Annotated in this window: 19 protein-coding genes; 5 read left to right on the forward strand and 14 right to left on the reverse strand. The window is 61.7% G+C overall.

Features of this window, described 5'->3' with window-relative positions:
• The 9 genes from SGJ19_07875 to SGJ19_07915 all read right to left on the reverse strand — a co-directional run.
• The coding region (locus SGJ19_07875) for a hypothetical protein (GenBank protein ID MDZ4780153.1) at positions 1-224 on the reverse strand (224 nt) is incomplete at its 3' end.
• Positions 225-497: 273 nt separating this feature from the next.
• The gene (locus SGJ19_07880) at positions 498-1,526 is read right to left on the reverse strand and encodes a DUF1559 domain-containing protein (protein ID MDZ4780154.1); all 1,029 of its coding nucleotides are present in this window, start codon (positions 1,524-1,526) and stop codon (positions 498-500) included.
• Between the two features lie 31 nt (positions 1,527-1,557).
• Positions 1,558-3,033: an aldehyde dehydrogenase family protein gene (locus SGJ19_07885; protein MDZ4780155.1), complete on the reverse strand. Its 1,476-nt coding sequence runs from the start codon at positions 3,031-3,033 to the stop codon at positions 1,558-1,560.
• Between the two features lie 178 nt (positions 3,034-3,211).
• Positions 3,212-4,576 (reverse strand): metallophosphoesterase family protein, encoded by a 1,365-nt coding sequence (locus SGJ19_07890; protein MDZ4780156.1) that lies wholly within the window; start codon positions 4,574-4,576, stop codon positions 3,212-3,214.
• A gap of 246 nt (positions 4,577-4,822) precedes the next feature.
• Entirely contained in the window at positions 4,823-5,521 is a 699-nt protein-coding gene (locus SGJ19_07895) for a hypothetical protein (GenBank protein ID MDZ4780157.1), read from the reverse strand.
• Positions 5,522-5,963: 442 nt separating this feature from the next.
• Entirely contained in the window at positions 5,964-7,115 is a 1,152-nt protein-coding gene (locus SGJ19_07900; protein ID MDZ4780158.1) for a PDZ domain-containing protein, read from the reverse strand.
• A 127-nt stretch (positions 7,116-7,242) separates the two neighbouring features.
• The gene (locus SGJ19_07905) at positions 7,243-7,962 is read right to left on the reverse strand and encodes a hypothetical protein (GenBank protein ID MDZ4780159.1); all 720 of its coding nucleotides are present in this window, start codon (positions 7,960-7,962) and stop codon (positions 7,243-7,245) included.
• Positions 7,959-8,534, reverse strand: coding sequence for an RNA polymerase sigma factor (locus SGJ19_07910; protein MDZ4780160.1), 576 nt, complete (start codon positions 8,532-8,534; stop codon positions 7,959-7,961). The genes SGJ19_07905 and SGJ19_07910 overlap by 4 nt, the downstream gene beginning before the upstream one ends.
• Positions 8,535-8,659: 125 nt before the next feature.
• A complete protein-coding gene (locus SGJ19_07915) occupies positions 8,660-9,139 on the reverse strand; it encodes a transcriptional repressor (protein ID MDZ4780161.1) in 480 nt (159 codons plus the stop codon).
• 164 nt (positions 9,140-9,303) lie between these two features.
• Here SGJ19_07915 and ppk1 point away from each other — a divergent pair, with 164 nt between their 5' ends.
• Positions 9,304-11,466 carry a polyphosphate kinase 1 gene (gene ppk1 / locus SGJ19_07920; GenBank protein MDZ4780162.1) on the forward strand — a complete coding sequence of 721 codons (2,163 nt, stop codon included), beginning with the start codon at positions 9,304-9,306 and terminating at the stop codon, positions 11,464-11,466.
• A 419-nt stretch (positions 11,467-11,885) separates the two neighbouring features.
• Here ppk1 and SGJ19_07925 read toward each other — a convergent pair whose 3' ends face one another.
• From SGJ19_07925 to SGJ19_07935, 3 genes are all read right to left on the reverse strand, one after another.
• Complete coding sequence (locus SGJ19_07925) at positions 11,886-13,112, reverse strand: DUF1501 domain-containing protein (GenBank protein ID MDZ4780163.1); 1,227 nt, start codon at positions 13,110-13,112, stop codon at positions 11,886-11,888.
• Positions 13,113-13,344: 232 nt separating this feature from the next.
• Complete coding sequence (locus SGJ19_07930; protein ID MDZ4780164.1) at positions 13,345-15,537, reverse strand: DUF1549 domain-containing protein; 2,193 nt, start codon at positions 15,535-15,537, stop codon at positions 13,345-13,347.
• Positions 15,538-15,542: 5 nt separating this feature from the next.
• Positions 15,543-16,052, reverse strand: coding sequence for a sigma-70 family RNA polymerase sigma factor (locus SGJ19_07935; GenBank protein ID MDZ4780165.1), 510 nt, complete (start codon positions 16,050-16,052; stop codon positions 15,543-15,545).
• A 185-nt stretch (positions 16,053-16,237) separates the two neighbouring features.
• Between SGJ19_07935 and SGJ19_07940 the strand changes: the two genes are divergently transcribed.
• From SGJ19_07940 to SGJ19_07950, 3 genes are all read left to right on the forward strand, one after another.
• A complete protein-coding gene (locus SGJ19_07940) occupies positions 16,238-17,044 on the forward strand; it encodes an SDR family NAD(P)-dependent oxidoreductase (protein MDZ4780166.1) in 807 nt (268 codons plus the stop codon).
• A 248-nt stretch (positions 17,045-17,292) separates the two neighbouring features.
• Entirely contained in the window at positions 17,293-17,475 is a 183-nt protein-coding gene (locus tag SGJ19_07945) for a hypothetical protein (GenBank protein ID MDZ4780167.1), read from the forward strand.
• A 143-nt stretch (positions 17,476-17,618) separates the two neighbouring features.
• Positions 17,619-18,926 (forward strand): S41 family peptidase, encoded by a 1,308-nt coding sequence (locus SGJ19_07950; GenBank protein ID MDZ4780168.1) that lies wholly within the window; start codon positions 17,619-17,621, stop codon positions 18,924-18,926.
• A gap of 129 nt (positions 18,927-19,055) precedes the next feature.
• On the opposite strand, the gene SGJ19_07955 is transcribed toward SGJ19_07950, so the two are convergent.
• The gene (locus SGJ19_07955) at positions 19,056-19,436 is read right to left on the reverse strand and encodes an STAS domain-containing protein (protein MDZ4780169.1); all 381 of its coding nucleotides are present in this window, start codon (positions 19,434-19,436) and stop codon (positions 19,056-19,058) included.
• A 343-nt stretch (positions 19,437-19,779) separates the two neighbouring features.
• On the opposite strand from SGJ19_07955, the gene tpx reads away from it, so the two are divergent.
• Positions 19,780-20,298 (forward strand): thiol peroxidase, encoded by a 519-nt coding sequence (gene tpx, locus SGJ19_07960; protein MDZ4780170.1) that lies wholly within the window; start codon positions 19,780-19,782, stop codon positions 20,296-20,298.
• A 91-nt stretch (positions 20,299-20,389) separates the two neighbouring features.
• Here tpx and SGJ19_07965 read toward each other — a convergent pair.
• Positions 20,390-21,208: outer membrane protein transport protein (locus SGJ19_07965; GenBank protein MDZ4780171.1), on the reverse strand; the 819-nt coding region annotated here is incomplete at its 5' end.

The raw sequence follows: 21,208 nt of genomic DNA on the forward strand, positions 1-21,208 counted from the left end.
CAGACGTGATCGGAGAGATTCCCCTCGGTCAGCTTCGCGCGGAACTCGATCTCTTTATCCTTGGCGTCCTTGAAGGCGTCTTTGTGGTCCGCCAGCATCTCCAGGTCGAAGCGAAACAGCCGCGACATCTCCTCTTCGCCTCGCATCCGCACCAGCAGCAAGGCGTCGGGGCCAAGCGGCGTGTTCAGCCCCAGGTTGTGGCGTTCTTGGACGTATGCGCACATCGCGGCTTCACCCCGCAGAGGAATTCAAAACCTGGAGCCAGCGCGACGCGCCCGGCTCGACTCGAATTCAACGTCTCAAACGCCCGCAAGGAAACTGCGCGAAGGTGATTCCGCCCCCGCCAACGGGCCGCCCCAAGGTCCGCAGAAGCGGTAGACGTGATGATGCCGTTCCGCTATTTGCGCAGCCGATTGGCCGAAGATGTGGCCTCGGACCAAAATGCTTAGGGCGCGACGGGTCGATATCCGATCAAAAAAATCGGAGTGCGAGTCGTACTAGGGCGTGGCGGTTGCTTCGCCGCCATTGCGCGTCGAAAGGGCCAGCCAAATCTTCGGATCGACTTGCCCATTCATCGATCGCACCGAACCGTCCGCCAGGGCGACGTTCACCTGCCCAGCATGGGCGCTGCGGGCCGCCCGCCAACTATACCCGGCGTAGCGCACGTCCATCGCGCCGATCATTATGTTGCCATGGCAATCGAACCGCGGCGAATTGGGCCCTAGGTAATGGTCATACCCGCTGCCGCCGGCCCAGGTGTATCCACGACCCTCGGTGAAGTTGTAAATCACCGAATTGCCGCAGCCCGTGTCGTTCAGCGGCGCGCCGAATGCAAACACGTAGTTCCGCTGTGGATCGACGGTGTTCTGCGGCTTGCCGGTAAAATTAGGGTCGCCGAGCAAACTCTCCGAAAATGCCGCCGTATTCGACGCGCCATCCTTGATCTTCGCCCAAGTCACGGCGGAATTCAGATAGAACAGCCCGTCCGCGTCGAAGGGCGAACCGCCTTCCTTGCCTGAGCCGGAACAGGCCACGTAGTTGAGCGGCCCGAAACCTGAGCTCACCACTGTCGCGCGATCGCTCGGACAAAGATACTCGCTGATCACCTGCGCCACGCCCGGCTTGTTCTCTGGCAACACCGTCAGCGCCGGGCCATAGAGCGGCAGTTCTACGTTGAGCTGGCGATACTGATTCGTCTTCTCCAATCGCGGCAGCAACTTCGCGAACACCGACCAGCCGAAAAACGAATGCGGATGCGACGGGAACCCGGGCGTCGCCTTGGCCATCTTGCCCGCGGGAAAATGCCCCGTGGCATTGGCCTCGACGTGCAGCGCCACGCCGAGTTGCTTGAGGTTATTCAGGCATTGCGTCCGGCGCGCGGCCTCGCGACTTATCTGCAAGGCCGGCAAGATCAGCGCCACGAGCACGCCGATGATGGCGATCACGACCAGCAACTCCACCAACGTAAACGCCCGTGCGCGAACGAAGGCTCTCCGTCGCGCAGCGGGCGTGTTTTCGTCGGTCATGCCAGTATTTTTCCGTGACGCAGGGCCAAGCTTAGGGATTGAGCTTGACCGTCACGGTCTTGAGCTCGGTATACAAATCCAGCGCCGCCTCGCCGTTCTCGCGCCCGTGACCTGACATCTTGAAGCCGCCAAACGGCGTGGTGGTATCGACGACGTGATAGCAGTTCACCCAAACGGTGCCGGCCTTCACTTGCTTGGCGTAGAGGTGCGCCTTGTCGATATCCTTGGTCCAGATCGCCGCCGCGAGTCCGTAGTGCGTGCGATTCGCGCGCTCCAGCATTTCATCGAAGTTCTTGAATGGCAGCACGCTCACCACCGGGCCAAAGATCTCGTCCGTGGCGATCGCCATGTCGTCCTTCACGCCGTCGAAGATTGTTGGCTCGACAAAGAAGCCGCGATCACCAACGCGTTGACCGCCGGTCACGAGCTTGGCGCCTTGCTTCTGACCCAGCGCGACGTAACCCAAGATCTTGTCCATCTGTTCCTGCGAGACCTGCGGTCCCTGCTGCGTGGTCGGATCCATCGGGTCGCCCACGCGGCGTCCCTTGGCCTTCTTTGCCAGCTTTTCGACGAATTCGTCGCGCAACTTTTCTTCCACGAACAACCGGCTTCCCGCCGTGCAGCATTGGCCGCCATGGAAGTAGATCGCATGGAACGCGCCTTCCACGGCGTCGTCGATGTTGGCATCCGCAAAGATCACGTTCGGGCTCTTGCCGCCCAATTCGTAGCTGGTCCGCTTGAGCGTATCGGCCGTCGCCTTTTGAATGATCTTGGCCGTATCGACATGCCCGGTGAAGGCGATCTTATCGACGTCCGGATGCGTACAGAGCGCGGCGCCGGCCGTTTCCCCCATGCCGTTCACCAGGTTGATCACGCCCGCCGGGAAGCCGGCTTCCATCGCCAGGCGGCCCATGATAAGAGCTGTCAGCGGCGTCTGCTCGGCCGGCTTCATCACGATCGCGTTGCCGCAGGCCAAGGCCGGTCCCCATTTCCACGCCAGCATCGCGCACGGAAAGTTCCACGGGATGATCTGCCCGACGACGCCGACCGGCTGCCTCAAGGTGTACGACAGGAAGTTGCCGCGCACGGGCACAGTGCGCCCTTCAATTTTGTCGGCCCAGCCGGCGTAGTAACGCAGGCAGTTGGCCACTCCAGCGATATCCCCCTGGGAGTCGCCGATCGTCTTGCCCGAGTTCAACGATTCCAACGCCGACAATTCTTCCGCGTTCGCATCGACCAGCTCGGCCAATTTGAACAGCAGGCGGCCGCGATCCGCCGCGTCCATCTTGTTCCAAGGGCCGGTCTCCACCGCGCGACGCGCCGCTTTGACCGCGCGATCGATGTCCGCGGCCGTGCCGGCGGAGACTTCGGCGATCACTTCGCCGGTCGCGGGATTAAAGGTCTCGAATTTGCCTCCATCGCTCGAGGCGACCCATTCGTTGTTGATCAAGTGCTTGGTTTGCTTGATCGCCGGCGCAGACTTGCGCGGCGCCGTGGCAGTGGCCATGGGAATATTCCTTAACCTGGCGGCGAGTTGAAGTGGGCGAATGAGCCTCTGAATCACTTCTAGTTGACCGGATAAAACAGCCCCGCGTCAAGTAGCGGGCCGCTCAGCCAACGCCCTCGACAATGCGCAAAACGCGATCGCCACGGGAGAAACACGAAGGCATGGCACGCAGTCGCAGTTACTTGCCGTCCGCCGTGCCCGGCGCCGGCGCGCGGAGATTCTCCGGGCGGTCCGGCACTTCCTCGATCAGCTCGTTTTTGCCGCTGGGCTGTTTCACCAGCCGGAAGGCGTCATAGAGGTCGCCTTTCGCGGTCCGGGCTTCGTAGCGGATCGTGTTACCGTCGACGTGGATGATTTGGTAGAGCTGCGTATCCTCGGCCACGCGCTTCATGACCGGCAGCTTGCCGTTGTCGTACATCTTCGGGCCGCTGACCGACACGACATAGACCGTGCCGCCGTTGTCGCCGAAGTAGTTCACGCCGGTCGGCACGTTGTCCCCCAGCACCTGGCCGCTGCGCGCGTAGGTGTGGTCGTGCCCTTGCAGCACCAGATCGACGCCGTACTTGTCGAACACTGGTTGCCAAAGTTGGCGTAGGTGGACGTTGTCGCGATCCTTCGCGCCGGAGTACATCGGATGGTGGTAGGTGAGCACCGTCCAGTTGTTGGGATTATGCGACAACACGCCCGCCAGCCAGGCGGCTTGTTCTTCATGGCGTTCGTTGGAATTCAGAGAGACGATCCGCACGCCTTGATAGTCGATCCAATAGACACTTTCTTCCAATCCGGCCGGCCCATGCTGCGGCAACGCGAATTGCGGTCGCCAGTTGTTGGAGAGCGTGCGAATTTCTTCGTTCGCAGGGTCCTTGGCGTACTCGTGGTTGCCCGGTGTCGGAATGCTGGGGACCATGCCGTTGACCCAGCCCGCGGCGTAGAACCATTCCCCCCATTCGATATCGCGATTGGCGCTGTTGATCAAATCGCCGGCGTGGACAATGAACCGCGCTTTCGGCGCGTCGGAGTAGGCCTCGCGAAACACGCGCGCCCACATCGACTTCAAATCATTCTGAGCATCGCCAAAGTAGACAAACGAAAACGGCTCCGGCTGCGCGCTCGCGGTGCTGAAGTGAAACCACTCGCTCCAATGCCCGCCGTCGCCGACGCGATAGACGTACTTGGTCTTGGGCTGCAGGTCGATGAACTCCACCGTGTGACAATGGCACTCGCCGATGTCGGTCTGGAGGTGTTGCGTGATGGCCGGAACGTCGACGGCTTTCGCCGCGAACAACGGCCCATCCTCGGCGACGGCGATTTGCGCTTTGGCCGCGGTCACGCTCGTATCGGTCCGCCAAGTCACAGCCTGGCTCACCGTCGGGTCGCCGACCCAGGTGAGAATCACGCGATCCGGCACGGGCGTCGCCTGCGAGGCTTTCGCATCGGTGTACGGCTCATGCTCATGCCCTTCGTGGGCAAGCGCCAGCTGCACGAGACTCAAACAAAGGATGACAGCGGACAGATGGGAAAGTCGCAAGCGAAAGGATTTCATCGCGGCATTTCTCAAGGTTGCGGCGCCGCCGCTTAGAGTTACTTGACAAACACATTGGGTGCCACTGGCGGCTTGTCCGCCAGTGCTGTAGTTGACGCCGCTACACACTGGCGGACAAGACGCCAGTGGCACCCCGCGAGCTAAGTTATCCCCACGAGCAAACCGGCTGGCAAGGCGGCGGCCATTGCGACGATGAAGCGCCGAAATGGTCCGCCGCCGTGTTTTCAGCATCCGGAGTCGAGATCGTTACTCGATCGTCACGGTCCAGGCGCCTTCGCCGTAGACGTTCAAGAAGTAAATGCCGTCCTCCTCGATTTTCACCGGCTTCGAGCCATGGAATTCATCGAGTTGGTTGGCAAGTTGCTCGACAGCGCGGCCGTCCTGATCCAGCAGCGTGAACACGCCGCGGCCTTCGCCGGCGCGTTGGAAGCCGAACACGTTCAGGCCCTTCTTCAATGCCACGAACGGCGTCACGTTCGTGCCTTCGCCCTCGAACGCTTGCGGCGTCGGCTCGGCCGTAGTCGGGCGCGGTTGTTCAATGGTGAAGTTCCACGGGCCCGTCGCGTCGACGTCCAACAGATACGTGCCAGCCTTGGCGATATTGAACGCCCGGCGGCCGGAGAACTCGTCGATTTCATTGAACAAATTGGTGATCTGTTCGCCTTGGCCGTCGAGCAGCCCGACGACGAAGTTGGACTTGCCGTCGTTCTGCACCTGAACGATCGCCAGTCCGGCCTTCAACTCGAACTTCTGCGTCGCCTGACGGCCGCTGCCGTTGAGGTGAATCGCATGATCCGTGTTCGATTCCGAGCTCGACGTGTACGGCGCGTCGTGCGGGGTTTCCGTGGTCTGCGGTTCGTTGGCGCGCAAGGCGTTCAGGCCAACGAACGAAACGGCGACGGTCGTCAACGTGAACCAACAACGGCGAGCGAAAATGCCTGTCATGGACAGAACTCCTAAACCTGGGTCAAGGTTATGTTTGCCGCGGCGGTGTAATCCCCGCCGCGGCCGCGCGAACCGGATCGGTTCGCCACCCAAGTCTCGGTTAAAGTTCGCCGCTTCATGTGCCGAGACGGCCGTTCTGGGACCGCAGAGGGCCACAGAAGGGCCGCGCAATCGCTACAATCGAATCGCTGTGTCGCGACCAAGGCGCAGAGAAACCGCCGCTGAATTGACGTAGTGCTTTGTCAATGCGTGATTTTTGGGTTGCTTGAAAGTGTGGGTGGCTGGGGTCGAGCGTACTCGCTCGCCCCCAGCGCACCAGATCTGGGGGCGAATGAGTACCTTCGACCCCAGCCACCCAGGAGTCTTGATAACCCGAACTTCTGGCGTTGACGTAGCAGTAGTGGCGTTTCGACGGAATTCGAATTCTAATCGACATTCACCACTACGGTTGCGGCGGCGCGTCGCCAGTCGACGGCGCTTTCTGCATGCTCTCGATCAGTTGTTGCAAACGATCAAGACGCTCATTGAGCTGATCGAGCCGCTGCTCCAGCCGATCGCCGCCACCTTCTTCGCGCTGGGTCCAATTCCGGACGCGGCCGCGCACATTCCCATCCGGCCCTCGCTGCGGCAATGCCTGTACCGGCGGCGCGCCGGGCGCTCCTGGCGGCGCGACCTGAATCTTGAATTCGCCTTGAGCGCCTTCCGGCAAGCGAAAGTTGAACGGCAGGTGCTGGTCGCGACCCAAAATGCGCGAAACGTGGCCGCGCGTTTCCTCAGGCAAATCCCCAAGTTGGTCCTCCGTCACGTCCCAAGTCTTGCCATCCTGCTCAACGTGAATCTTGGCCGGCTGATTGCCATGCTTTTCGATCCGCACGTCGAGATTCTCCGGCGCCGGCTGGTCGACGCCGGGGGGCATCACTACGCCCGGGTGGAAGAACCGGATAACCGGGGCGCCATCTTCACTGTAATAAAACCGCTGCAACAACCGCCGCACGTCGAGCGGCGCATCCGGCGGCGACGCAGGCGCCGGGATCGTCTGCGTCGTTCGCTCTGCAGGAATGATCTCTACATCAGTCGCTTGCCCGCCGCGAATCAATTGGAGTCGAAGTTGCTTGTCACCGGCGGCTTCAACGGCCTTCATCAATGCGCCGATATCTCCGATCTTCCCGCCGTTGGCGGAAACGATGAAATCGAATTTCTTCAACCCCGCCTTTTCGGCAGGGCTGTCCGGCCGGATATCCACAACGACCACGCCCTCGGGTTGATTCAATTGCGCGCGAAGCGCCTCGTCGGCCGGCATGCACATCACGCCGATCCAGTACTTGCCAGGCGTCAACTCGCCCAGTGGCTGAATCGTCAATTCACCGTCGCCCACGGGACCGTCGGCGAGGATGATCACATCCTTATGCTCGACCGGCGCCGGCGGTGCCGCGGGCGGCTGACTTTCATCCAACTGAACGAACAGCACTTTCGCCTGCTGTGGCGCAGCCAAGATGAACTTCGGACCCTCGTCCGCCCGAGCGCCGTTCGCGCTGAGCGCCAAACTCGCCGCGCCAAAAGCAGCGGCCGAGAATCTCCAACCGTGGATATTCATGGAAATGCCTTGAGAGAGGAGTAAAGGAATACCAAAATCGAGGAACGAATAAGTGGGAAGAAAAGCCGCGTAGCAAATGAGATGCTACCCCTACTCCGCCTACTTCACCTTCTCCACCTACTTCCCCCTACTGAAACGTCCGACTCACCGGAACGATTTGCACTTCATCCATCGGCACGATCATGCGCCGGCCGTCTTGCAGATCGACGGGCACGAGTTGACGGCGTTGGCGGACCGTATGCCCGGCTTGTTCGATTTCCTCGACAAGCGAATCCGGGATCGCCATCGGTTGTTGCGCGAAGGAGTCGGCGGCGATATCGCCCCAAGCCCGTACGGGAAGCTGCATTTGATTCGATTCGCCGTCGGCAACGCCGTCGACGAGGAGCGTCACATAACTATTAGGATCAGCAGGTGCATCGCTAACGACGCTTGCATCTGGGTCCGGCGCCGACCTGCTTCCTGTACCATCAACGACAAGCTTCAACTTGTCGCCATCTTGCGAGCGATACCAAGCGCCCAACGCGAACGCAACGCCGAAGCTGGCGGCCACAGCGAGCAGATTGCCCCACGAGCTACGCCAGAAGGAATGCGATGCACCAGGTTCCGAGGTGACCGCAACAGTGAGGCTCGCAGGCGTAACCAACAGTGGTTCAGCAAGCATCGCGCCGGACGCTTGCCGCCAGGCCTGCGCTTCCAGAAAAGCGAGCGCGCAGCGACGCCAAGCACCCGGCGTGTTTTCCAGACGCAGCAACAACTCGCGACGGCGCGTTTCATCCAATTCGCCGTCGACCAGCAGGTCGATGCCCTTCCCTTCGTCCCAGTCTTGTTCTGATTCGCGCTCGTTCATGTCGTGACCTCCACCGCCGTCGCCTGCAAGACGCCGCGCAGTTTCGCGCGGGCTCGATGCAACCGGGCCTCGACGGCGCTTTCTCGGACCCCGAGCCGGGAGGCGATCTCCCGATAGCTCCAGTTTTCCGAATACTTCAAAAGCAAAATCTCCGCGTCGCGCGCTGGCAGTTGCCCCAGCCCATCGCGCACCAATCGGCGACGCTCGTCCGCCAGCAGCCAGACGAGTGGGTCGGCTTGTTCGTCGGTCTCGCCAGGGCGAAAGCGTTCCGCGTACCGATCGACCAGCTTCCGTCCGCGACCGCGCTTGCGGCGATACAGCAACGTCTGCACGACCGCCAATCGGTACAGCCATGGCGCCACCTTCGTGGCATCCGCCAAGGGCGCTCGCTGCGCAACGGCCGCCAGGGCGATCTCTTGCATCACCTCGTCGACCGCCTGGTGTTCGCCCAGGCGGGCCATGACCACGGTCCGTAGCCAACGATCATGTTCCGCCAGCGCCGCGCGCCAATCGACCTGATTGGAGCGCAGCGGCGCTATCCGGCCATCGGCGGCTGGTGTCGACTGACTCATGGCACGACAGAATAGTTGCCGCCCAGGGCGTCGTCTTGCGAATCCTGACCGACAATTTTCGGTGGAAAAGTGTCCCTCGTCGGAAGGACTCAAGCTGGGGATTTGGGCTGCCGCGCGTCAGGGCCCTACGATTGAAATCGCCCCAAAACTTCCAGCCGGTAGCCAGTGATCTGAAACCCTGCCGCCGCCAGACGCTCCGAGAGGCGGGGATCGAGCTTTTTCAACAGGTCGGGGTCGAAAGGCGTGGCCAGGTCGTGGACCTCGCCGGTCGCCACGTCCCGGAGGTGATAGTGCTCGCTCTCGCGAAATTCGTAGCGAGCGGCGTCGTCACCGTACGTCAGCTTGTTGGCCAAACCGACCTCGACCAAGGCCTCCAGGGCCTTATAGACGGTCGCCAGGCTAATCTTCGCCAGCGATTGCCGGACGGACAGGTAAACCTCTTCCGCAGAAGGATGGGTGTGAACCTGCGAGAGGTGTTCAAAAACCGCCGCACGTTGCTGCGTGTAGCGGCAGCCAGCCGATTCCAGGGCCGAGCGCAATGCGTCCCGGTCCTCCGTAAGAGGCGCTTTCTTTTCAATTCGGGCGCTGGCAGCGGACTTCCCCATCAAGCGCAACTATAGGCACGCGAACGGGAACCGTCAAGAAAACCGGGGCTCCGGCGCGGCTGGCAAGCCGCGGCGCAACGCATTGGCCTGCCCCCGGGGACCGGCTTATGATTTCCCTAGGGAATTGAACGCTGGCAACAGTTACGAACCGCAGGAGCCGCACCGTGGAAGGCCGCGAAATGTTGCCGGAGCACTTCATCAACCGCGAGATGAGCTGGCTGGAGTTCAACGCGCGCGTGCTGGAGGAGGCCGAGGACCCAGGCACGCCGCTCTTGGAGCGGGTGAAATTCCTGGCGATCTTTAGCTCCAACCTGGACGAGTTCTACATGGTCCGCGTGGCCGGCCTGCGCGAGCAGGCCTTTGGCGACGGCGCCCCGCAGGATTTTTCGCCGGACGGACTGCGGGCGTTGGCGCAGTTGGAACGCATCGCGCGTCGCACGCAAGAATTGGTCACGGCGCAATACCGTTGCTGGAACGAATCGATCGTGCCGTTGCTGGCGGCCGAGGGAATTCGACTGCTCAAGCCGGAAGACCTGAACGAAGGCCAACGTCGGCGGTTGGACAAGTTCTTCGTCGACCGCGCGATGCCGATTCTAACTCCCATGGCCGTCGACCCGGCGCACCCCAGCCCAAGGTTTCACAACCGCGGACTCTACCTGGCCGTGATGTTGCGCCGGCAAAAGGCGCTCGGGCCAAAGGAATTGTTCGCCGTCGTGCAAGTTCCGCAAGTGTTGCCACGGCTGGTGCCGGTCGGCGAAGGGGAACAGCACGACTTCATTCTCCTGGAGGACGCCGTCAGTTCGCGCTTGCCGGAGTTGTTCGGCGGGTTCGAGATCCTGACCAGCACGACATTCCGCCTGACGCGCGACAGTGATCTGGAATTGTTGCAGCAGGAATCGGACGACATGCTGCAACTGATTGACGAGCGCATCAAGGCGCGCCAACGCGCCGCGGCGGTGCGGATGGAAGTCGCCGAAGGGGGGAGCGAGCAACTCGTGCGGATGATCGTCGAAGACGAGGAGATGCGCGTCGCGCTCGCCGATTCCAACGATACGTACAACGAGGTCTTCCGCATCCCCGGCCCGCTCGACCTGACGGCGCTAACGGGGTTGTTGAAGATTCCCGGCAAGGAACATCTCCACGATCCCGCCTTCACGCCCGTCGCCTATTTCGGCGGCGAGCGCCCCGGCGGGGATATCTTCGCCGCGATCAAAAAGCACGACGTGCTGCTCCATCATCCGTTCGAGTCGTTCGACCCCGTGGTCGAGTTCGTCAATCGCGCAGCGAAAGATCCCAAGGTGCTGGCCATCAAGCAAACGCTCTATCGCACCAGCGGCGATTCGCCCATCACCCGGGCGCTGATCCTGGCGGCCGAAAACGGCAAGCACGTCACGGCGCTCGTGGAATTGAAAGCCCGGTTCGATGAGGAAGCCAACGTCGGCTGGGCCCGCAAACTGGAAACCGCCGGCGTCCACGTGGTGTTCGGCTTCCTGGACTTGAAAACGCATTGCAAGCTGTCGCTGGTCATCCGCCAGGAAGGCGAGGAGCTGCGCCGCTACGTGCATCTGGCGACCGGCAACTACAATCCCACGACGGCGCTCGTCTACACCGATTTGGGCTTGTTCACAGCCAACGATGATATGACGGACGACGCTTCGGCGTTGTTCAATTTGCTGACCGGCTATTCACAAGGGCGACCGTGGCGCAAGTTGATTGTCGCGCCGACCGATTTGCATCGTCGCACCATCGAGTTGATCGAAGCACAGACGTCCCGCGCGCAGGAAGGCCGGCCAGCTTACATCTTCGCCAAGATGAACGCACTCGTCGACAACCACGTCATCCAGGCGCTCTATCGCGCGAGCCAGGCGGGCGTCGAAATCGACCTCGTCGTGCGCGGCATTTGCTGCCTCCGCCCGGGCTTGCCCGGCGTGTCGGAACGTATCCGCGTGCGCAGCATCGTCGATCGCTTCCTGGAGCACAGCCGCATCTATGTGTTCGGCGTCGAGGACGAAGCCGAAGTCTTCCTCTCCAGCGCCGACTGGATGCCGCGCAACTTTTTCCGTCGTGTCGAGGTGATGTTCCCGATCGAGTCGGCAGTGCTCAAGGACCGTGTCCTGCAAGACTTCTTGCCGGTCTATTTGCGCGACAACGTGAAAGCCCGCGTATTAAACGCCGATGGCTCCTACACACGTCTGCGCCCGACGCCGGATGAAATCCCCTGCCGCGCGCAAGAGGAACTCCTCAAAGAAGCCGCCTCGGATCCGCCACCCAAAACAGCGGTAAGTCTACGCCCGGCGGCGATGCTGATCCCGGACCTGGCGGAATAGAGAGGTGGAATGTGGAATGAATGACGAATCTCGAAAGTTGAATGGTCGAACTGCGAAGTTGGCAAGTGACCATAAGCTCTCAGTTCGTCGACATTCAAGACTCTCTCTCTGCGTCTCAGCGCCTCCGCAGTTCATAAAGGTTTGCCGTCTCCTTCCTCTTCCGTGTTCTCCGCGGTGAAAATCCGGAGCGGCCCCGCCCATGTAATCCCGCGTTCCGGCCAAGTGAACCATCTGCGCAAAAAAAGCGCCCATAGCAGAGCGCTTGCTATGGGCGCAGCGGATGCCCCCTGATTCGGGAGTCATTCGGGGTACGGTTATGCAGCGAAGTAGCTCAACGCCACTCGCCGCAAATTGATTTGTGTTCGCTCTTGCCTGCTTTACTCCTCTACTCCTTTTTTCCTCCCCACTCCTCACTCCGCTCACGCAAACAGTTCCTCAATCACCTTGCCGCTGTTGGCGATCTTCATCGGCCGGCCGCTCTTGCTCGTGTAGGTCGTTTCCAACGGGATATCGAGCGACTTGAGGACCGTGGCCATCAGGTCTTCCGACGAATACGGCTTGGTGACGACTGCCGTGCCCGTGGCATTAGTCTCGCCCACGGCGATGCCCCCCTTCATGCCGGCGCCACCCACGACGACGCTCCAACTGCGCGCCCAGTGATCGCGTCCGGCGTTGCCGTTGATCTGCGGCGTGCGGCTGAATTCTCCCATCCAAATCACCGCCGTATCCTGAAGCAGGCCGCGCTCGGCGAGGTCCTCGACCAACGCGCTCATCGCCATGTCCAGTTCCGGCAGCTTCTGGTTCTGCAACGTTGGGAAGATGCCGGCGTGGTTGTCCCAACCGCCGAAATCGACCTCGATGAACGGCACGCCCGCCTCCACGAGCCGGCGCGCCATCAAGCAGCCGCGGCCGAAGCCGGTGTTGCCATAACGATCGCGCGCGGCCTGCGGTTCCTGATCCACTTTGAACGATTTCATCTGCTCGCTGGTCATCAGCGATACGGTCTTCTCGAGCACCTTGGCGTGGTCATTGGCCAGCTCGCCGCGGTTCTGCGATGCAAAACCAGTTTCCAACATCTGCAGCATTTTCATCCGCTGCATCAACCGATCTTCCGGCAATGCCACCTTCAAGTTCCGTACGTCGCCGTTGGAGCCGACCACGAACGGAGCGTAGGTCATGCCCAGGAAACCCGGACCTTCGCTGCCGCCGCCGATCGACACGAACGGCGGAACTTGCAGTTCCGGACGCGTCTCAATCAATTCGTGGCTGATCACCGCGCCGTAGCTCGGATGTTCGATGCTCGAGTTGGGGACGTAGCCGGTGTGCATGTAGTAACGACCGCGATCGTGATCCGCTTCGCGCGTGCTCATCGAACGGACGATCGACAGATGCTTCATCTGCTTGGCAATCAAAGGCAGATGTTCGCTGATCTGGACGTCGCCGGTCGTCGAAATTGGCTTGAACGGCCCGCCAGTGGTCGCGCCTGGCTTCAGATCCCAAAGGTCCAACGTCGAAGGTCCGCCCCCCATCCACAACAAGATGGCGGCCTTGTGATTCTTGCGCAACTTGTCGACGTTCGCGTGCAACGAACGCGTGAACGAAGTCGCCGGTAAGACCAGCGCCGAAGCGCCGGCCAGATGTCGCATAAAATGTCGCCGGGTCATCCCCGAGGGGAGCCCCGACCAATTGCCCGTCATGTGGTTTGCCCCGTGTGGATTGAGGAGAAAAGGAGCAGAGGAGTAAAGGAGCAAAGAATCTTGCTCACTGGCCGTTACTCCTCCACCGTCACCTTTCACCTCCCGCCGACCTACTTCTCCACCAGTCCGTGCTTCGAATACTCCATTACTCCTCTGCTCCTTTTCTCCTCCCTCTTGCCCCCTACCGATTGAAAATGAACTCGCCGCTGTTCAGCAGCGCCCACCAGACGTCCTGCATCGCGGCCGCGGTGTCTCCACCACGGGCATCGAGCAGGTCGTTAGCGGCCTGGATTTCCTGACCCGTCGGCCGGCGCCCCAGCGCCGCCAGATACAGCCGGTCCAAGCTCTCCGCGCGGTCATTGCTCTCGTAGACCAGCTTGTGCAGGAAGCTGCCTGGCTCGACGTTCACGGCGTGTTCGGTGATCTCGCCGTTCATCATCATCAACACCTGCGGAATCGTGCCGTTGAACGTCGTGGCTTCATCCCCTTCATCCGTGCCGAAGGCGAGAGTGAATTGCGCGAGCCATTCGGTCTTCGTGCGTTCCTGCTCTTCGTAACTGCCTTGCGTCTTGTCGGCCTCCGTGGCCACGAGCAGCGATTGATACATCTGCTCGGCTTCCATCTGCCGCATATAGAAGTGACTGAACAGCGGCTTCTCGCCCATCGAGGGGTCATCTTTCTCATTCTTGTAGCGCTTGCCGTAGGTGCTGGAGAGCGCGTACGGCTCCGAAAGGACGATCCACCGCATCAAACGCTTGAGATCATGTCCGCCGCCGGCGAACTCGACGCCCAATCGCGCGACTAACTCACTATTCGTGGGCGGATTGTGCGGTCCCATGTCGTCGATCGGCTTGGTGAAGCCATGGCCGAGGAAGTGGGACCACATCCGGTTAACGATCGCCTGGCCAAAGTTCGGCGACCGCACGATGAACTTCGCCAGTTCGGCGCGGCGGCGCACCGCGGCGACGCGCCCGCTGCGGTTCGCGATCTTTTGTCCGTCGACGAACACCGGATAAGCCGTGGCGGCGGTGCCGTTGCGCAACTCGTAATAGATCTCCGCATCATCCGGCTGCTGCCCGCTCTCGCCGCGGAAATCCACGTCGGTTAACGTGACGCCCGCGGTGTCGCCCGTGCCGGTGCGCGTCGCGCGGGCCTGCCGGAAGAAGGAGTTCAACTCCCAGAATTGATTCTGCTTCCAATCGTTGAACGGATGATTGTGGCACTGCGTGCACTGCACCTGCATGCCGAGGAAATGCCGGGCGGTCTTCGCCGTGGCGGCCGTGGCGTCGTCCTGCAAGTTGTCGGCGATGAAGTTCACCGCGCCGTTGTAGTTCTCGTCGCCAGGGCGGCCGGAACCTTCAGCGCTGACCAACTCGGTGACCATCTCGTCATACGGCTTGTTGCGCTGGAACGAACGGCGCAGGTACTGCTGCATCCCGGCGCGATTCGCGATGCTGTTGTTATTCGCCCCGCCAGAGCGCCCGATCAGCGAGTTCGTCCAGATCGTGGTCCAATTCCGCGCGTATTCCTCGGCGTAACGATCGGAACTGAGCAGCTCGTCGACCAGCTTTTCCTGTTTGTCTTTCGTGCGATTGTTCGCGTACTGCTGCAACTCGTCGATCGTCGGAATGCGGCCCAGCAGATCCAAGTAAACGCGACGGCACCATTCCGAATCGGTCGCGTCGGGCGAGGGCCCCACGGCCGCCGCCTGCCAGGCTTTGCGAATTTCCGCGTCGATAAAAGCGACGACTTCGGCGTCCGGCGTAGCGAGCGTTCGCTCGGCGACCGCCACCGCTTCAGTAGCAGATTCGTCGGGGGAATTGGAACCGTCGTTCCCCGGCGCGATCTTGACCACGACCGGCGCCTGGTCTTCCAGCGGCGAATCGTCGGCCGGCGCTGGCATGGCTTCCGGAGTCGATGGCTCTTGGGCTAACTGCGGCGCTTCATCCGGCGCGGCCTTGCCGTCCAAAGGCGGCTTCGGTTGTTCGGCGATCTGCGCGGCGTTATCGCCGCGATTCAGAAACATGCCGAGCGCGAGCAGCAGGCTCGCGGCCACCACCACGGCCAGCATCCACGGCAATGCATTTCGCCGGCGCTGTGGATAGCGACTCGCCACGCTGCTTGTGGCGGCGACCGTGACGATGGGCGCCGAGATTTCCGGCACGCTAAACGAAACACCTTCGCCGGCCGCCTGCCCCGAGCCGACCGGCGAAGGTGGGATCGCGACGGACTTCTGCCCATGCGCTCCGTTGGCAGCCACTCGACGAGCGGCGGCGGCGCGGAGCACACGGTCCGTCAAATCTGGAGGAGACTGCCCGGAAAGGAGTTCTTCCAGGCAGACCTCGAGAATTCGATCTTTGTGAGTACCCGACATGACGCCTATCTCTGTTTCCGTTCCACGCACTCGCGGAGCTGTTGCTTTGCCCGTTGCAACAAGTTCTTCGCCCCGTCCTCGCTCATGCCGAGCGAAGTGGCAATGCCAGCCCGCGAGGCCTCTTCTTGATACCGCAACTCAATCGCCCGTTTCGCCTTCTCGCCCAACGCTTGAAGGCATTCCTTCAGCGACGCGAGCAGGTGTTGCCCGGCGTCGTCCCCCGCCCAACGGCTCCAATCCAGATCCAACTCATCCAGATCGGCCACCGAGATGCTGCGATTCGCCCGACGCTGCAAGGAGATGAACAGGTTCCGCGCGACGGTTCGCAGGTAGGCCGCCGTGGCCGCTGGATTGAAGTCCGAAAAGGGCTTTTCCAGGACTGTCAAAAACGTCTCCTGCGTCAGGTCGTCGGCCGTCGACGCCTCGCACCCCAACGCCCGCAAGTAACGCCAGACACCCGCCTGATACGTCTTCACCAGACGAGCGACATCCGTTTCAGGCGCCGCGGTGTCCATCGTCATATCCTCTTAGCGATTAGCGGTCGTGAATGTACTCATTGAATAACGACTGGCCCGCAAATTTCCTGGGCCATCGCGCCCGGCCGGCATGGGCCGCTTCAACGCGCGTTGGTTTCCCCTACAATTTCAGCCTACTCTACCACGTTTGGATTCCACTCCCCCGTCCGGCCAACGATTCCAACATGTCCAGCTATTGGTCCGGCAAGGGAGTCGTAGTCACGGGCGCTTCCTCTGGGCTGGGCTTCGCCATCGCGCAAGCGGCGGCCGCGTCGGGCGCGAAAGTTGTCGTGGCCGCCCGCGGCGCCGACGCACTGGACGCCGCCGTGGAACGCATTCGCCAGGCCGGCGGCGACGCCCATGCCTTCCGCGCGGATGTGACGAACGAGGCTGAAGTCCATGACCTGGCCAAGGAATCTTTAGACCGCCTTGGCCGGGTGGACCTGCTGGTGAACTGCGCCGGCAAGTCCGCCCGCGGCGCCGCCCTAGAAACGACGCCGGACGACTTTCGGCACTTGCTCGAAGTGAACTTGATCTCGACCGTCATCTGTACTCGGGCGTTCGCCAAGGAACTGATCTCCCGGCGCGGCCACCTGGTGAATATCGGCTCGTTGGCCGGCAAATCGGCGGCGCGCTGGCTGGGCGCCTACGCCGCCGCCAAATTCGCGGTCACGGGCTACACCCAACAACTGCGATTGGAACTGGAACCGCAAGGTCTGCACGTAATGCTCGTTTGCCCGGGGCCGATTGCTCGCACCGAGCCTCGCCAACGCGATACCGATCGGCTCGACAATATCCCCGCCGAAGCGGCGACGGCCGGCGCGGGCGTGAAGACCAGCGCGCTCAATCCAACTTGGCTTGCGCAACGCATCTTGGATGGGTGCGAACGCCGCCGCCGCGAATTGGTTTACCCTCGCACGGCGCGCTTATTGTTCGCCATTTCGCAGCTCTCGCCTTCGCTCGGCGACCAGTTGGTGCGCTGGATGACCTGACAGGAAATGCACCGCCACTGGCGATCCAACACTCCCCGTCGTGGGGGATTTTATGGCCGAATCTCCGGTTAATTTTGTCTTCGTAACCTACGCAATCGTAAAACCTTATCGATCTGGAGGGCCGGCAACAGGCCTTCCACCCCCCTTTTTCGCGCCTCAAGGTCCCGCTATGCTGCCCCTCTTTCCAAAGTAGGTCGGCAATGAGAGCCGGCCCGATGGAGTTTTTCACTCTCAGAGGGGACATTTCCATGAAGCGGTTCTCGAAGCTGATTGCCTTGGGCTTGTTGGTCGTCGCTGGCGTGCTGGCGGTTGCGGAATCGGCGGACGCCGGTTGCCGTCGTGCCCGTCGTTGCCGTTCGCGTCGTAGCTGCGGCGAGTGCTGCGCTCCGGCCTGCGAAGCCCCGGTTTGCAATGGCTCGACTTGCGGCTAAGGCCGTATCCGCGGTCCCGCGACCGCGATTTCGGATAGCAATGGATCAGGCCGCCGAGGATTCGGCGGCCTGCTTCGTTTTCCACGGACGCGAATTCGCTATGATGACGGGCATTACCATTGGACGGATTTTGGTGACCCGCCATGACACCCCGCAATCTCTTTGCCCTGTTCCTGGTCTGCGGCGCTTCGCTGATCTGTTTTAACGAGGCCCGACTGCAGGGCGGTCGGTACGCCAAGATGTTCGGCACTTATGCCGAGGTGATGGACCAGATCGATCGGAAGTACCTCGAACCGACCGACGACCGGCGGATGTTCGAGGCGGCGCTCAATGGGATCGTCGGCTCCCTGGGCGACGAGTATTCGGCCTACATCCCGCCGCGCGAGGCCGATGCGCTGCGATCCGAGTTAGAACAAAAATTCGGCGGCGTAGGCGTTTCGGTTCTGAAAGACGAACAGACCGGCCGGCTCACGATCACCAGCCCGCTCTACAACACGCCCGCCTACAACGCGGGCATCATGCCCGGCGACGTGATCCTGGAAATCAACGGAGAGGATACGGCTCAGCTATCGATGGAAGACGCCACGGATCGCATGCGCGGCCCGATCGGTGAAATGGTGCGGCTGAAAATCGAGCGCGCTGGCGAACCGTCGCCGTTAGAGATGACGCTGGTCCGCGCCGAAATCGCCGTGGAAAGCGTCGTCGGCGACGGCCACGAGGCGGACGACCAATGGAGCTTCTTCCTGGAACGCGAGGACCGCATCGGCTACGTGCGGATCCGCTCGTTCGGTGAGAAAACGATCGATGAGTTGCAAACCGCCTTGGAATGGCTCAACGAACACAACGCCCGGGCGGTGATCCTCGACCTTCGCGATAACGCGGGCGGCTTGTTACACTCCGCCACGGAAACATGCGACATGTTTCTCGATAGCGGCGTGATTGTCAGCACTCGGGGACGTGGCGGCGTGGAAGTGGAACGCTTCACGGCAACCTCAGGCACGCTTTGGGACGCGAAACGTCCGGTAGTCATTTTGATCAATGAATACAGCGCTAGCGCCGCGGAAATCTTCGCGGCCTGTTTGCAGGATCACGGTGCTGCGATCGTCGTCGGCGAACAAAGCTGGGGCAAAGGGAGCGTCCAGGAAGTGCTGCCGCTGGAAGGCGGGCGCAGCGTGCTCAAGCTCACCACGGCCAGTTTCTGGCGACCGAGCGGCAAGAATATCCATCGCCGCGGCCCCCGCGATCAGAACACCGGGGACTGGGGCGTGCGTCCGGATGAAGGCAACGAAGTCAAACTCACCGAAGATGAATTCAAGGAAATGGTCCGCCGCCGCCGCGAGCGGGACGTGATCCGCAGAAGTTCTCCCATGGCGCCGCCCCCGGCGCAAGATAGCGACCCGCAACTGCGCAAGGCGCTGGAAGTGGCGCTGTCGAAGCTCACTGCCGCGTAGTAGTTCAAATCGATCGTCGTGCGCAACAAGCCCAGGGAAGGCCACCCAAAGTCTAACCACCTTGCGAAGACTCCGAGGGCCTTCCCTGGGCTTTTTCTCGTACAACGCCGAACGGTCACAACGCGCCAATCAGCGCGGCTGCGCAGGCCGATGTCCCATCACGGCTTGTTCGCGGTTCTCGTAGTTGGGGAAGCGGCGTTCGAGCCGGCTCATCTCCAACACGGCGCGGTTCTCCGGCGACAATCCGCAGACCCGCAGCATGCCGCCTTCGTGATTGGCCAGGCGCTTGTGCAGCAGCACAAGTTGACCGATCAGGCGGCTGTGCAGGAGGCGAACTTCGTTCAATTCCAGCACGAGGCGATAACAGAAGTGCTGCGTCATCAATCGCCAGATGGCGTCCGCCAACAGGGGCAGTTCGTCCACCGGCAGATCAGGGCAGCGGACCCGGACAAAGAGCCAATCGGGTCCCCGTTCGACGTCCAATTCCCAGCCGGGCGCAAGCTGAATCATTGCCGCTCCTCCTCACAGCAAAAGGCGAATTCGCCCCGCTATTGGATGGCAAGCAACGACTGTGGGCGCCGCGACGTGAGGGGCGAACCACGGAGCGGACGGCTAGTATCATATCCGCTTATAGTAGCATTGCAAGCGGCAAAGCCGGCACGATGAGCAGAGTCAATCGGTCCGCTCGCTGAGGGCCGGCGGAATGCGTGCGGCCCCTTGTCGCGACGCCATGGTGTGCGATATTACGGGCCTTACTTGCGACCAGCACACCATTTGACGCGATTTTGCCCCGCATGGCGTCGTTGCCAGGGCAGCTTCCGCGTTGTGACCTTCACGTTCAAGGAATTCGACCATGTCACGCTCCGGCGCCGTCACTTTCAAGGGCACCCCGCTCACCCTCGCTGGCGAGGCCGTACAGGCTGGCCAGGCTGCGCCTGATTTCACGCTGCACTACTTCGAAGGGGGACTGAAGACCCTCACGCTCGCCGACTTGAAGGGCAAGCCGAGCTTTATCAGCGTCGTGCCGTCGCTCGACACGCCGGTCTGCGCCGCGCAGACCAAGAAGTTCAATGACGAGCTGAATTCGTTCGGCGACAAGATCAACGCCGTCACGGTCAGCCTCGACCTGCCGTTCGCGATGAATCGCTTCTGCGGCGCCGAGAGCATCAAGAACATGCGCGTCGCCAGCGACTACCAGGATCGCAACTTCGGCCAGAAGTTCGGCATGCTGATCGAAGAACTCAAACTGCTGGCCCGCGGCGTGTTCGTCCTCGACAAGGACGGCAAAGTCGCCTACGCCGAGCAAGTCAAGGAAGTCGCCGAACACCCCAACTACGAAGCAGCCATCTCGGCGCTCAAGGGCCTGCTCTAATTCAAATACTTCACCACGGAGGCACCAGAGAGCACGGAGGTCGAGTCTCCGTGCCTCCGTGGTGAATTCTCATGCATCGCCCGAGTATTCACTAAAACGGCCGCATCACGCTGAAGTACGCCCAGTGCGCCTCGGTTACCATGCGGCTGTTGCTGAAGTCGTCGCCGATGAAGCTGCTGTCGCCGACGTTGCGCGGGTTGCCCCAGTTGAATTGATAGGCGACGTCGAGATTCCACACGCGGTTGAAGCGCCAGCCGTAACCCGCGGACACGCCGTGCTCCAGCGTTGTTTGAATCCACGGCGTGAGCGTCTCATCCGGGATCGGGTTGCGATGATATACGTAGCCCGCGCGGAGTGTACGGTGGCCGCACAGGTAGTACTCGGACCCGAGACGCACCGTCACACTGTCGCGCCAATTCAGCGGGTATTCTTCCGTCAGCGTGGGCGCCAATGAGCCGACAACGGGGTTAGTCGGCTCGCTGAAGCTGGCCGTGTAGCTTTCCTTGGCGTTCGACCAATCGAACCAGATCACATCGGCCGCCACCGTCAATTGCGGTAGCAGCTTGTGCTTTACGCCCAAGCCGAGCGATTGCGGCCAGGTGACTTGCAGGTCGGTTTGATATTCGTTCACGCCGATGCCCGGAATCTGCATCACGGTGTCGCCGTGGTTGTGAAACCGCGTCTCCGCGATGTAGGTCAGGCCCAAGGTCGTGCGCTTGCTCGCCTTGTACTGCATGCCGACGGACCAAACGGGCGCGGCGCCGGTCGCTTGCAAGTCAAACAGCGCCGGCGTCCCCTGTAACTGGCCGGGGGACTGCAGCGAGTACGGCCCCTCGAGCTCCATGTGGTTAATGCCCACGCCGAGCGTCGCTCCCACGCTCAAGCGATCGGTCACCTGATACGCGGCGCC

Source organism: Planctomycetia bacterium (assembly GCA_034440135.1).
Taxonomy (GTDB): domain Bacteria; phylum Planctomycetota; class Planctomycetia; order Pirellulales; family JALHLM01; genus JALHLM01.

Bases quoted from the DNA above. Each gene is read 5' to 3' on its own strand.
- SGJ19_07880 (MDZ4780154.1), bottom strand. From the start codon at position 1,526: ATGACCGACGAAAACACGCCCGCTGCGCGACGGAGAGCCTTCGTTCGC.
- SGJ19_07885 (MDZ4780155.1), bottom strand. From the start codon at position 3,033: ATGGCCACTGCCACGGCGCCGCGCAAGTCTGCGCCGGCGATCAAGCAA.
- SGJ19_07890 (MDZ4780156.1), bottom strand. From the start codon at position 4,576: ATGAAATCCTTTCGCTTGCGACTTTCCCATCTGTCCGCTGTCATCCTT.
- SGJ19_07895 (MDZ4780157.1), bottom strand. From the start codon at position 5,521: ATGACAGGCATTTTCGCTCGCCGTTGTTGGTTCACGTTGACGACCGTC.
- SGJ19_07900 (MDZ4780158.1), bottom strand. From the start codon at position 7,115: ATGAATATCCACGGTTGGAGATTCTCGGCCGCTGCTTTTGGCGCGGCG.
- SGJ19_07905 (MDZ4780159.1), bottom strand. From the start codon at position 7,962: ATGAACGAGCGCGAATCAGAACAAGACTGGGACGAAGGGAAGGGCATC.
- SGJ19_07910 (MDZ4780160.1), bottom strand. From the start codon at position 8,534: ATGAGTCAGTCGACACCAGCCGCCGATGGCCGGATAGCGCCGCTGCGC.
- SGJ19_07915 (MDZ4780161.1), bottom strand. From the start codon at position 9,139: ATGGGGAAGTCCGCTGCCAGCGCCCGAATTGAAAAGAAAGCGCCTCTT.
- SGJ19_07925 (MDZ4780163.1), bottom strand. From the start codon at position 13,112: ATGCGACATCTGGCCGGCGCTTCGGCGCTGGTCTTACCGGCGACTTCG.
- SGJ19_07930 (MDZ4780164.1), bottom strand. From the start codon at position 15,537: ATGTCGGGTACTCACAAAGATCGAATTCTCGAGGTCTGCCTGGAAGAA.
- SGJ19_07935 (MDZ4780165.1), bottom strand. From the start codon at position 16,052: ATGGACACCGCGGCGCCTGAAACGGATGTCGCTCGTCTGGTGAAGACG.
- SGJ19_07940 (MDZ4780166.1), top strand. From the start codon at position 16,238: ATGTCCAGCTATTGGTCCGGCAAGGGAGTCGTAGTCACGGGCGCTTCC.
- SGJ19_07945 (MDZ4780167.1), top strand. From the start codon at position 17,293: ATGAAGCGGTTCTCGAAGCTGATTGCCTTGGGCTTGTTGGTCGTCGCT.
- SGJ19_07950 (MDZ4780168.1), top strand. From the start codon at position 17,619: ATGACACCCCGCAATCTCTTTGCCCTGTTCCTGGTCTGCGGCGCTTCG.
- SGJ19_07955 (MDZ4780169.1), bottom strand. From the start codon at position 19,436: ATGATTCAGCTTGCGCCCGGCTGGGAATTGGACGTCGAACGGGGACCC.
- tpx (MDZ4780170.1), top strand. From the start codon at position 19,780: ATGTCACGCTCCGGCGCCGTCACTTTCAAGGGCACCCCGCTCACCCTC.